Annotated in this window: 12 protein-coding genes; all 12 read right to left on the bottom strand. The window is 36.8% G+C overall.

The annotated features are described in order from the left end of the window. Positions 1-29: 29 nt before the first annotated feature. The 12 genes from cotE to pgsA all read right to left on the bottom strand — a co-directional run bounded on the left by cotE (position 30) and on the right by pgsA (position 13,260). Entirely contained in the window at positions 30-572 is a 543-nt protein-coding gene (gene cotE / locus BLV40_RS00780; protein WP_026590392.1) for an outer spore coat protein CotE, read from the bottom strand. A gap of 129 nt (positions 573-701) precedes the next feature. Continuing rightward, the gene (locus BLV40_RS00785; RefSeq protein WP_026590391.1) at positions 702-1,133 is read right to left on the bottom strand and encodes a YlbF/YmcA family competence regulator; all 432 of its coding nucleotides are present in this window, start codon (positions 1,131-1,133) and stop codon (positions 702-704) included. 3 nt (positions 1,134-1,136) lie between these two features. Continuing rightward, positions 1,137-2,666 carry a tRNA (N6-isopentenyl adenosine(37)-C2)-methylthiotransferase MiaB gene (gene miaB / locus BLV40_RS00790; RefSeq protein WP_026590390.1) on the bottom strand — a complete coding sequence of 510 codons (1,530 nt, stop codon included), beginning with the start codon at positions 2,664-2,666 and terminating at the stop codon, positions 1,137-1,139. Between the two features lie 398 nt (positions 2,667-3,064). Next, positions 3,065-3,931: a 2-oxoacid:ferredoxin oxidoreductase subunit beta gene (locus tag BLV40_RS00795; RefSeq protein ID WP_018764680.1), complete on the bottom strand. Its 867-nt coding sequence runs from the start codon at positions 3,929-3,931 to the stop codon at positions 3,065-3,067. Further along, complete coding sequence (locus BLV40_RS00800) at positions 3,918-5,675, bottom strand: 2-oxoacid:acceptor oxidoreductase subunit alpha (protein WP_090687053.1); 1,758 nt, start codon at positions 5,673-5,675, stop codon at positions 3,918-3,920. The genes BLV40_RS00795 and BLV40_RS00800 overlap by 14 nt, the downstream gene beginning before the upstream one ends. Before the next feature lie 258 nt (positions 5,676-5,933). Then, a complete protein-coding gene (locus BLV40_RS00805) occupies positions 5,934-6,857 on the bottom strand; it encodes a dipeptidase (RefSeq protein WP_090687055.1) in 924 nt (307 codons plus the stop codon). Positions 6,858-6,918: 61 nt separating this feature from the next. Further along, positions 6,919-7,179, bottom strand: coding sequence for a stage V sporulation protein SpoVS (spoVS, locus tag BLV40_RS00810; protein ID WP_000404341.1), 261 nt, complete (start codon positions 7,177-7,179; stop codon positions 6,919-6,921). 148 nt (positions 7,180-7,327) lie between these two features. After that, positions 7,328-8,122: a TIGR00282 family metallophosphoesterase gene (locus BLV40_RS00815; RefSeq protein ID WP_003199419.1), complete on the bottom strand. Its 795-nt coding sequence runs from the start codon at positions 8,120-8,122 to the stop codon at positions 7,328-7,330. A gap of 130 nt (positions 8,123-8,252) precedes the next feature. Beyond that, positions 8,253-9,815: a ribonuclease Y gene (gene rny, locus BLV40_RS00820; RefSeq protein ID WP_026590387.1), complete on the bottom strand. Its 1,563-nt coding sequence runs from the start codon at positions 9,813-9,815 to the stop codon at positions 8,253-8,255. Positions 9,816-10,247: 432 nt separating this feature from the next. Next, positions 10,248-11,279, bottom strand: a complete 1,032-nt coding sequence (gene recA / locus BLV40_RS00825) for a recombinase RecA (RefSeq protein WP_026590386.1) — start codon at positions 11,277-11,279, stop codon at positions 10,248-10,250. A 143-nt stretch (positions 11,280-11,422) separates the two neighbouring features. Next, positions 11,423-12,661: a competence/damage-inducible protein A gene (locus tag BLV40_RS00830; RefSeq protein ID WP_090687057.1), complete on the bottom strand. Its 1,239-nt coding sequence runs from the start codon at positions 12,659-12,661 to the stop codon at positions 11,423-11,425. A 20-nt stretch (positions 12,662-12,681) separates the two neighbouring features. Beyond that, positions 12,682-13,260, bottom strand: coding sequence for a CDP-diacylglycerol--glycerol-3-phosphate 3-phosphatidyltransferase (pgsA, locus tag BLV40_RS00835; protein ID WP_001052962.1), 579 nt, complete (start codon positions 13,258-13,260; stop codon positions 12,682-12,684). Positions 13,261-13,282: the final 22 nt, after the last annotated feature.

The following is a 13,282-nucleotide window of genomic DNA, read 5'->3' on the forward strand; positions in this document are numbered from 1 at the left end:
GCTAGGAAGAGTTTCTCCCTAGCTTTCTATTATTCTTCTTCTGCATCTACAATAAAATTTGGATCTAACTCTTCAAATTCATCGTCATCTACTTCAAAATTATCCTCAGCCTCTGGACATCCATCTGGATTTACATTTACACACATTTTTGTTTCACCGACCACTTCAGTTACAAATTCACGCTCTACAGTTACAACAATTTTGTTACCATTTGGTGAAACGATTGCTTCTAAACAATTAGGATGTTGAATAACACGGGTAATAATTTCTAAATCTTCACCCGAAAAGTTTTTGTCACGATATCCAACATTGATTTCATCCGTATAACTAACACGTTCTGTTACAACTTCTGTTTTTGTGTTTTCATTAAATGAATACCACGTATTCACATCGTAGTATCCTTCAATTTCTACAGACTTCCCATTCTTTCTTGCTTCATATGTGTGATTAATTACCCAACATCCGAGAATACTCGTCGGTTCATGATTTGATTCACATGTATGCGTTGACTTTGTATACCTACGTCCTTTTCCCACTACTGCCTTTGTAATAATCTCTCTAAATTCGGACATTCGGAACCCTCCTCAATCAATATTCACTTAATCATATGCGTGACAATAGCGGAATGTGTCATTCTTTTTTTGACAAAAGACTATAGAGTAGAATAAAAACAAAAAAAAGATGTCCATAAGACATCTCTCTTAACAACCACAGTTTCCTTTTTTACTCTCTACTTCAGCACCTGTTTCACCTTTTAACACATTGCCACCAGTTGAAATTAAAATTTCATCTGTTACGTTATTAGAAATGGTACTTGCTACAAGCTGCAGTAAATCATTTACATATGTTTGTGAAGATTTAAATTCCTGTACAACCGGAATGCTATCAAGTTTATCTTGCAGAGCATCTATTTCCGCTTCTACTTTTTTCAATCCTTCCCATTTCCCATAATGCTGCAGGTTTACTGCTTGTTTTTGCAGTACTTTAATTTCATCTATTGCACGTTTGACATTTTCATTTTTATGAATTTGTGCTTCCGCACGTTTAAAGAAATCTACTTCTTCTGTTTCAGAAATCATTTTCGCCAATTCTTTTGCTTGCTCAACAATTTCATCTTTTGTATAAACTTTCATCTATTATTTCACCTCGATCGGCTCCTCAACCAATTCCCCGTTTAGAGACCAAGTTTTTGCTTCCGTTACTCTTACTTTCACAAGCTGACCAATTGCAGATTTTGGAGCTACGAAGTTTACCAGCTTATTAGTACGTGTATAACCTGCAAGTACATCAGGGTTATTTTTACTTTCTCCATCAACTAATACTTCAACAATTTTACCTTTATATCGTTTATTCTTTTCTATAGAATATTCATTAACTAGTGCATTTAAACGTTGTAAACGCTCTTTTTTGACTTCCATCGGTACATTATCCTTCATTTTTGCAGCAGGTGTACCTTCACGTGGAGAATAAATAAATGTAAATGCACTGTCAAAACCTACTTCGCGATATAACGACATCGTTTCTTCAAATTGCTCGTCTGTTTCATTTGGGAAACCAACGATAATATCAGTTGTTAATACGGCATCAGGAATCGCCTCTTTAATTTTACGTACAAGTTCTAAATAATGTTCCCGTGAATATTTACGTGCCATAATCTTTAGCATATCTGTACTTCCAGATTGCACTGGTAAGTGGATATGTTCAACTAAATTACCGCCTTTTCCAAGCACTTCAATTAAGTGATCATCAAAATCACGTGGGTGACTTGTTGTAAAGCGAACACGTGCTATATCAATCTTACGAAGTTCATCCATTAAATCGCCAAGACCATATTCTAAATCTTCAAAGTCTTTACCATATGCGTTTACGTTCTGACCAAGCAACGTAATTTCTTTATATCCATTTGCAGCTAAATGACGAATTTCATTAATAATATCTTCTGGACGGCGACTACGTTCTTTGCCACGTGTATACGGTACGATGCAATATGTACAGAATTTGTCGCATCCATACATAATGTTTACCCATGCTTTAATATCACCACGACGTACTTTCGGAAGGTTTTCAATTACATCTCCTTCTTTAGACCATACTTCAACAACTGTTGCTTTTGAGAACATCGCATCCTTTAAAATGTACGGTAAACGGTGAATATTATGTGTACCAAATACCATATCTACATGCTGGTTTTTTTGCATAATTTTGTTTACAACGGATTCTTCTTGAGACATACAACCACACACACCGATTAAAAGATCCGGATTTCTTTGTTTTAATGGTTTTAAATGTCCAAGTTCCCCAAATACTTTATTCTCAGCGTTTTCACGAATAGCACAAGTATTTAATAGAATCACATCTGCATCTTCTGTCGAAAATGTTGGTTCATATCCAAGCGCTGTAAAAATACCAGCCATTACTTCTGTATCATGCTCATTCATTTGACATCCATAAGTACGGATATAAAACTTTCTTCCTGCACCAAAGTTACGAAACTCTTCTGGCAAACCAAAATCACGTTCAATTTTAACTTCTTCTTTCCCGCGCTTTTTCGCATCTTTTAAAGAAGGCGGCTGATATACACTTTCAAAGTATTTACTGTAATCTTTTTCTCCTTTTTTCATAGAAGAATTGGCTTGTTGACTTGCTAATCGTTGTTGCTCGTTCATGGGTAATCTCCTTTCAACCTTAACTCTACACACTCTGTAGTCCATTTTGATGACAATTAGACCCATCTTAAAGATTAGGATAGTTTGAGAGATAGCTTGCCCCTTTGAAACTCGAGTAGTCGATCTAACCATCCGTAAGAATGGAGTCCTCCCGACACCAATAGACATTCCCTTTTTTGTTGTTTTAACTTTGTCCTAAAAAACATATTACTTTATTCCTATACACACTATCATAGTATAAGATGTTTAGCCAAATTTAACAACAAAGAGACCATACCATACCCACTTACTTCAGCGCACAAACCCATTTAACTAACAAGACGATACACTTATTGTTTTAACATTCTGAATTTTATGAGTGAATAAAAAAGCTGCCATTAAGCAGCTTTTTATTACGATTACATAAACTCAGCAACGAGTTCATCAAACATTTTTTGATCCATTTGTAAATCAGCCTGCACTAAAGGTTTTTCACTATATCCCTTTACAAGTTCTTGATAAGAAGGCTGTTCTGTATTTTGATAAATTAAACCCGTTACTAAACCTTTGTTTTCCATTAATGTTTGCATAGCAATCATACGATTAGATGGATCGTATCCTTCGACTGTGCTTAGTTTTGTTAAGTTCTCTTTAAACCAGTCATACGTATTTACTTTATTATAAGTTACACATGGACTGAATACGTTAATTAAAGAGAACCCTTTATGCTGAATACCAGCTTCGATAAGCTGCGTTAATTCTTTTAAGTCACTTGAAAAGCTTTGCGCCACAAATGTCGCACCAGCTGTTAATGCCATTTCCATTACAGATAACGCTGGTTCAATTGAACCTTGCGGTGTACTTTTCGTTTTAAAGCCGGCTTCACTACGTGGTGAAGTTTGACCTTTTGTTAAACCGTAAATTTGGTTATCCATAACAATGTAAGTAATGTCAATGTTACGACGAATCGAATGAATTGTATGTCCCATACCGATTGCGAAGCCATCTCCGTCACCACCAGATGCGATAACTGTTAAATCACGGTTTGCCATTTTCACGCCTTGTGCAATTGGCAGTGCACGTCCATGAATACTATGAACGCCATATGAATTAATGTAACCTGAAATACGACCCGAACAGCCAATTCCAGAAATAACAGCTAATTCATCTGGGTTTAAACCAACGTTAGCTGCTGCACGTTGAATTGCAGCTTGCACCGAGAAGTCTCCGCAACCTGGACACCAGTTTGGTTTTACACTGTTACGAAAGTCCTTAAATGTTGCCATTTAATACAACCCCTTTTTTGCATTCGTTGTAAATTTCTTTTGGTAGGAATGGATTCCCGTCATATTTTAACAGACTAGAAATTTTCTCACCATTGCCAAGATTCATTTTCATAATGTTAGTAAGCTGACCAGTTGCATTGTTTTCTACTACAACAACGCGTTTTGCTCCCTTCACAAGTGGAAGAATTTCATCAGTTGGGAACGGATGAATTAAACGAACGTGAGCATGATTTACTTTTAATCCTTCTTGCTCTAAGCGCTCCATCGCTTCTTCAATTGCACCACGAGTAGAGTTAAAGCCAACTAACAATACATCAGCGTCATCATACTTAGCATTTTTGTAAACAGGGGTATTAAACTTTAAATTCTCCATTTTACGGAAACGTTTGTCCATTTGTGCTTTACGATTTAGTGATGATTCAGAAGGTTTACCAGTTTCATCATGCTCTACACCTGTCACATGGTGAATACCATTTTTCATACCAGGTAAAACGCGTGGCGAAATACCATCTTCTGTCACTTCGTAACGTTTAAAGTAAGCTTTATTTTCACGCTCTGGTAACTCTGCTTGTAAATCAAGCTTACCGCGGCGAATTTCTACTCTATCTAACTTCAGTGGTTCTACAGTTTGCTTTCCTAAAGAAAGCTGTAAATCTGTTAAGAAAATAACAGGAACTTGGTATTCTTCTGCTAAGTTAAACGCTTCTACGATATCATAGAACGCTTCTTCAACAGTACTTGGTGCCATTACGATTTTTGGAATTTCCCCATGTGTACCGTAAATCATCGCCATTAAATCAGACTGCTCTTGTTTTGTTGGTAAACCAGTACTTGGGCCACCACGTTGTGTATCTATGATAACAAGAGGTGTTTCTGTAATACCAGCTAAACCAATTGCTTCCATCATTAAAGATAGACCAGGTCCTGCTGATGCTGTTAATGTACGTACACCAGCATAGTTCGCACCAATTGCCATTGTACAAGCGGCAATTTCATCCTCTGTTTGGATGACTGTTCCGCCTACTTTTGGTAATTTTTTAATTAAGTATTCCATAATTTCAGAGGCAGGTGTAATTGGATATGCTGACATAAAACGTGCACCGCCAGCTACTGCACCAAATGCAATTGCATCGTTACCGATCATAAACATACGTTTTTGACCATCAGCTTTTTCAAGCTGCATCATATTTACTTTTTCACCAAGTAATTCTTTCATATATTGAGAGCCGCGTTTGATTGCTTCCATATTCTTCTGAACGACTTGCTCTCCCTTGCGACCGAAAATTTCTTCAACAACTTCTAAATATACAGTTTCATCTAATCCTAATACCGCACTAGATGCTCCAACGGCAACCATGTTTTTCATTAATGATGTCCCTAATTCAGAGGCAATATCTGTAAAAGGTATTGCATATAAATTCACATCTGCACTTTCTGGTATAGTTGGATTAAATTTTGCATCTGCAACAACAATCCCACCCGGGCGTAATTCGTGGAAGTTAAAGTCAATTGTTTCTTGATCAAATGCAATTAAAATATCTAAATCATCAGATATCGCACGTACTTCAGTTGTACTTACGCGAATTTTATTATTTGTATGACCACCTTTAATTCGTGATGAAAAGTGGCGGTAACCGTATAGGTAATACCCTAAGCGGTTTAATGCAATACAGAAAATTTCTCCTGTACTTTCAATCCCTTCACCTTGTTGTCCTCCAACTTTCCATGAAAGTTGACTAATCATCTCCTACACCCCTTTTGGCTGCATTCATTGTAGTGTATTTTTTTACAGTAATAGTGTAGCACTTTTTGTGCAAAGAAACTACAATGGACGCAAATTATACCTCTTCAGACTTCCCTGAATCTTTTGCATAATCTTAATTCGTCTACAATTCTAGCCTTACAATGAAAAAAATGCAATGATTTGGTCTGATTTTCATTAAACTTTTTAACTTTTCTAACTATTTGAATTTAAATTTAAAAGACAATATAAAATAAGCATCTAGAAAAGAATGTGATCAATGAAATTATCATATAAAAACCTTTTGACATTTGTTTCACTGTATCGCTTACTCAGTTCATTGATTACACATTCATAATGTCGATACGCCTCTACACCGACAACCATTTTTGTAATACCATCAAAATCCGAACCAAACCCTATATTACGCTCTCCTCCAAGTGAACAAATATGCTCCACATGCCGTAATATGTCATCTATATAAGCAGCCCTTTGATTGCTTAAAAACTCCGGAACGAAAGTTACACCAATTACACCATCTTTTTGAATAAGTGCTTGTACTTGTTCATTTTTCAAATTACGCGGGTGTTGACAAAGCTCATAACAATTTGAATGTGATGCAATTGGATATTGTGCAATTTCTATCACATCCCAAAAACCTTTTTCGTTTAAGTGAGACACATCTGTCCATAAACGAAACGAATTCAGTTCTTCTACAACCTTCCTACCAAACGTAGTAAGTCCTGCTCCTCTCGTTTCAAGTGCTCCATCAGCTAATAAATTCGCATGATTCCAAGTGAGTCCCATAGATCGAACTCCTAAGCGATAGAGCGTGAGCAATTTCATCATTTCTTTTCCAATTGGTTCGCCGCCTTCTAATGTTAAAATGGCACCAATTTCATTGGGTCCTAACTGCTCTATGTCTTTTTTTGTTTGAATCAATTTCATATTTGGTAGCGATAATACCTGCTTATAAAATATATCTACCATAGCTAGCGCGGCTTCAAAACGTTGTTCATATGGCACTGTTTCTGGGACATATATCGCAAAGCATTGAACGCTTCCTTTTCTTTTTTCCAGCTGTTCAAATGTAATATGTAAAGATGGATCGTTTTGAAAATCCTTCTTTTCTTTTGAACTCCATAGTTGCCATAATACATCACAATGTGCATCAAAAACTTTCACTTTTATCCCCCTTCCTCATAAAAACAACCTGTTTGCATAAAAGCAAACAGGTTGTTTAAACTTAACGAGGTTCTACAATTAATTTTATTGCTGTACGTTCTTCACCATCAATCATAATGTCTGTAAAAGCCGGAATACAAATTAAATCTAAACCACTAGGCGCTACAAATCCTCTTGCAATTGCTACTGCCTTCACGGCTTGATTTAATGCACCTGCGCCAATAGCTTGGATTTCTGCTGTTCCGCGTTCGCGGATAACCCCAGCAAGTGCACCGGCTACAGAGTTAGGGACCGAAGTTGCTTTAACTTTTAATATTTCCATTCCTCGTTTCCTCCTCGTTTCTTTAAAAAGTATTAGCGATTATTTCACTTTAACTTATATTCACGAGGAAAGACATGTATTCCTGCTTAATTTCTGTAATTTTTCTAAAAAATTAAAATATAATGTTTTTTCTAACTTTTAAATTATATTATTCAAAAAATGGCTGATCATCATTGATTAAAATACGTTCAATTTTTTTAGCTTTTCCAGTATTTGGATCAACATCAATTAACACTGCGCTTAACTGTGTTCTTCCATTTGTTACTTCAAAACGTACAGGTAAATTCGTTAAAAACTTCTTCAGTACAGCTTCACGATCCATCCCTAAAATTCCATCATATGGACCAGTCATTCCAACATCTGTAATGTAAGCTGTCCCACTTGGTAAAATACGATTATCTGCTGTTGGAACATGCGTATGTGTCCCTACTACTGCTGTAGCACGTCCGTCTACATACCAACCAAGTGCTTGTTTTTCACTTGTTGTCTCAGCATGAAAATCAATAAAGATAATATTTGTGCGCTTTTTCGCAATGTTAATTAATTCATCCACTTTTCGGAACGGACAATCAATTGGCGGAAGGAACGTACGTCCTTGTAAGTTAATTACTGCTACTTCTGTACCGTTACAATTTACAAAAATAAGTCCTTTTCCTGGTGTTCCCTCCGGAAAGTTGGCTGGTCTTGCAAGATATTTAGCATCATCAATAAATTCAAACACTTCACGGTTATCCCAAGCATGATTCCCAAGTGTAACTGCTTGTGCACCGCACTCTAAAAAGTTCCGGTAAATTTTCTCTGTAATACCACGACCACCTGCAGCATTTTCTCCATTAATAATTGTTACAGTAGGCGTATATTTTTTCTTTAACGCTGGTACGTATTGTTGAATCATACCTCTTCCAGGGGACCCTACTACATCTCCAACAAATAAAATTCTCATATGTCTTACCCTTTCTATGTACTGCTTATTTTATTACTATCCGCAAATAGCGAGATCAAAGTTGTTTACAAACAATTTATTTTATATTGCCCAATCCCAACACAAAAAAATAAAGTGGTGCTTCACCACTTTATTTTGCGTATTCCACTGCACGTGTTTCACGAATAACGGTTACTTTGATATGTCCTGGATAATCCAGTTCATTTTCAATACGTTTTCGAATATCCCGCGCTAAACGATGAGCTTCTAAATCATCGATTGTATCAGGTTTTACCAAGATGCGAACTTCACGTCCTGCTTGAATTGCAAAAGATTTTTCTACTCCTTCATAGGATTCTGAAATCTCTTCTAACTTCTCAAGACGACGAATATAGTTTTCAAGTGTTTCACTACGAGCTCCTGGTCTTGCAGCTGATAACGCATCTGCTGCCGCAACTAAAACCGCAATGATGGAAGTTGGTTCTGTATCACCATGGTGAGATGCGATACTATTAATAACAACCGGATGCTCTTTATATTTCGTTGCGAGTTCAACACCAATTTCAACGTGACTACCTTCTACTTCGTGGTCAATTGCTTTTCCAATATCATGCAACAGACCTGCTCGTCTCGCTAATTTTTCGTCCTCGCCAAGCTCCGCTGCCATCAGTCCTGTTAAGTACGCTACTTCCATAGAGTGTTTCAACACGTTTTGTCCATAACTTGTACGGTATTTCAAACGACCTAAAATCTTAATTAAGTCTGGATGTAATCCGTGGACACCTACTTCAAACGTTGTTTGTTCCCCAACTTCGCGAATGTACTCATCCACTTCACGTCTCGATTTTTCGACCATTTCCTCAATACGCGCTGGGTGAATACGTCCATCCTGTACGAGCTTATCAAGAGCGATACGAGCTGTTTCACGACGAATTGGATCGAATCCTGATAGAATTACCGCTTCTGGCGTATCATCAATAATAAGGTCAATACCTGTTAACGTTTCTAACGTACGAATATTACGACCTTCGCGTCCGATAATACGTCCCTTCATTTCGTCATTTGGAAGATTTACAACCGAAACGGTTGTTTCAGCAACATGATCAGCCGCACATCTTTGCATTGCAAGAGATAAAATCTCTTTTGCTTTCTTATCCGCTTCTTCTTTCGCACGAACTTCACTTTCTTTTACCATAACGGCAATTTCATGAGAAATTTCACTTTCCACTTTCCCTAAAATGATCGCTTTCGCTTGTTCGCGTGTCAGATTGGAAATGCGCTCTAATTCTGTTTGTTGCTTTTGAACTAACTCTCCCACTTTGCTTTCCAACTCTTCAATCTGTTGTTGTCTCGCTACAAGAGATTCCTCTTTCTTTTCTAACATTTGCTCGCGCTTATCGAGCGTTTCGTCTTTACGATCAAGGTTCTCTTCTTTTTGCATTAAACGATTTTCTTGTTTTTGTAATTCGCTTCTACGGTCACGAATTTCTAATTCAGCTTCTGTACGAAGTGTATGAATTTCATCCTTTGCTTCTAAAAGCGCTTCTTTCTTAAGTGCTTCTGCTTCGCGATTCGCATCGTCTAAAATACGTCTCGCTTCATTCGCTGCACCATTAATCTTCGCTTCTGCAATAGACTTTCGAACAAAAAAGCCAACAACTGCACCGACTGTTGCAAGCAAAATGGAGATGAGTATCCAAACTGTACTACTCATGATTTCACCTCCCCTTGCTATGAATGAAAAAAGACTGTCGGCATGTACATTGAATTGCAACGTACAGCAAAGACCGTCGCCCCGCTTTTTTAAGGGACTTTCTTCATTTCACAATTAAAATGTCATATTATTATTTCGAAAAGGTATAGAACCTACCCCGAATGTTACTTCTCTTCTAGAGAAGAGTGTATCGTATATAAGAAAAAATATACATTCTCATTGTATCTATCGCATTTTTCATTGTCAAGCGTTGTCTACTTTTACTTTCTTTACCTTTGTCATGTAAATCTTCTTTTTACAAAAAAAGTTTATACTCATCAATGATAACAACCCTTACTAAATCAGTTCTAACAAAGGAAAAAACCTTACAAAAAGGCCTTGTTACATATTATTGTGAGATAAAAAATAAAAGACACGGAGTCGTGTCTTTTATTAATCAAGAAGAGTTCCATCTTCCATACTTTCAGCAGCAGAATCTTCACTAATTCCATGGTGCTCACGAATAAAGAATGCAATTTCATCTCTTACATCTGGATTTTCTTTTAAGAACTGCTTCGCATTTTCGCGTCCTTGTCCTAAACGTTCTTCATTATAAGAATACCAAGCACCACTTTTTTGAACGATATCAAGTTCAGAAGCCATATCTAAAATTTCGCCTTCTCGTGAAATTCCTTCTCCATACATAATATCAACTTCAGCAACACGGAAAGGAGGTGCCACTTTATTTTTTACTACTTTTATTTTCGTTTTGTTACCAACAATGTCATTACCTTGCTTTAATTGCTCAGCACGACGTACTTCAAGACGAACTGTTGAATAGAATTTCAACGCACGACCACCTGGCGTTGTTTCTGGGTTCCCGAACATAACCCCAACTTTTTCACGAATTTGGTTAATAAAGATTGCAATTGTTTTTGATTTATTAATCGCACCAGAAAGCTTACGAAGTGCTTGTGACATTAAACGCGCTTGTAAACCGACATGAGAGTCACCCATTTCCCCTTCGATTTCCGCTTTTGGTACAAGAGCCGCTACAGAGTCAATTACGATGATATCAATTGCACCGCTTCGTACTAATGCTTCTGCAATTTCTAAACCTTGTTCTCCTGTATCAGGCTGTGATAATAGTAACTCATCAATATTAACACCTAACTTTTGTGCATATACCGGATCCATCGCATGCTCAGCATCAATAAATGCTGCTTGTCCACCTTGACGTTGCACTTCTGCAATCGCATGTAAGGAAACTGTTGTTTTACCTGAACTTTCAGGTCCGTAAATTTCGATAATACGGCCACGTGGGTAACCACCAACACCTAAAGCTACATCAAGTGCTAATGAACCACTCGGTACCGTAGAAATTCTACGTTCTGCCTGTTCTCCTAATTTCATAATAGAACCTTTACCGAATTGCTTCTCTATTTGTTTTAACGCCATATCTAATGCCGCTTGACGATCACTCATTCAAAATTCCTCCTTAACTGAATTGCTAATCTCATTATACCTATTTTCATATCAATTTGCCAACAAAAATCGAACATTTATTCGTTTTTTTTATTTTCTATAGAAGAATGTATGATTTTCATTACAAAAAAGCTAGAAGAGGTTTAAATCTCTTCTAGCTTTTTATACAAATGATAAAATCCATATTTCACAGAGCGTTCTCGAATTTGCTGACGGCTTCCGCTTAATTTAAGAGAAAAAACAATAGTTGGTTCATTCTTTATCGCTAAACCTACAAAAACAGTACCAGGTTCTTTATTTTCCGAAGCATTTGGTCCTGCCACTCCAGTGAAGCTAACACCAATATCTGTCTTCAATAATGTTTTTACATTTTCAGCAAGATAACGCGCACATTGTTCGCTTACAGCACCAACTGTTTGTAATACTTCTTCAGGTACTTGTAAAATATGTTGTTTTACACCGTTATGATAGCAAATTATGCCGCCTTTAAATACAGAAGATACACCCGCGTTTTCTGTTACTTGATTTCCAAACAGACCGCCTGTTAAACTTTCCGCAGATGCTAAAGTTAAACCTTTTTTCTTCAATAAATCAATTGCTTTATTATGAAGAAAATCTTGGTTATAACCGTAGAAAAATTCCCCTACTCGCTCTAAAATCAAATCTTCTACATGTTGAATGAGCACTTCTGCTTGCTTTACATCACGGTGTTTAGCGGTCAAACGCAGCGTTACTTCCCCATCCGAAGCTAGCGGAGCAATTGTTGGATTCGTTTGACTATCAATTAAATCTTGAACTTTCACTTCCAGTTGGGATTCTCCAATGCCGAAAAAACGAAGAACACGGGAATATATATGCTCTTCAGTTGTAAAGTTACGTAAAAATGGCTCTACGTAACTTGTATACATCGGTTTCATTTCTTTTGGTGGGCCTGGTAATAGAATATAAACCTTCTCGTTCTTAGCTAACCCCATACCCGGAGCCATACCATGATCATTTGCAAATACAGTCGATCCTTTTAAAACAAGTGCTTGCTTCTTGTTGTTTTCTGTGAATTCACGCCCTGTACGTTTAAAATATTCACTAATTGACGTTAATGCCACTTCATCATAAACAAGTTCTTCTTGCAAAGTTGAAGCAATTGTTTCTTTCGTTAAATCATCTTTTGTCGGTCCTAATCCACCAGTAAAAATAAGTATATCCGCACGCTTCTCAGCAATTTGAATCGCTTCTTGTAACCGCTGATTATTATCACCTACAACAGTATGATAATACACATTGATTCCAATGGATGCTAACTTTTCAGATAAAAATTTCGCATTTGTATTTGTAATTTGTCCGAGTAACAATTCCGTTCCAACCGCAATAATTTCGGCATTCATTCCGATTCCCCCATAAGCTGTTATTTTGAATTTACAAAAGCAGCTCTATTTTTCCAGAAATAGTCCCATCCAGAAATAACTGTAAAGATAAGCGCAATCCATATGAAAATATCTGCGACTGGAATATGGATTAAATTTAACGGTACATCATGCAATAAATACGCTGAAATTGCGATAATTTGTGTCCATGTTTTAATTTTCCCTAACATATTAGCTGCAACAACCTCACCAGTTCCAGCCAATATAAGACGTAATCCTGTTACAGCAAACTCACGACTAATGATTACAATAACAATCCAAGATGGAACATATTGCATTTCTACTAATGTAATAAGCGCAGCTGAAACGAGTAACTTATCAGCTAATGGATCAAGAAACTTCCCTAAATTTGTTACAAGGTTATATTTTCTTGCATAATGTCCATCAATCCAATCTGTAGCCGAAGCAACAATAAAAATAATTGCTCCTACTAAATGTTGAATTGGTAAATCCACATTTCCAACTGTATATGTTCCCCAGTTAAAAGGAGCTAACATAATTACTAAAAAAATTGGAATTAAGCAGATTCGAGATATTGTAATTTTATTTGGTAAATTCACAGCTATTCCTCCATCATGTCAA

This window comes from Bacillus sp. 166amftsu, from assembly GCF_900107445.1.
Lineage (GTDB): Bacteria > Bacillota > Bacilli > Bacillales > Bacillaceae_G > Bacillus_A > Bacillus_A arachidis.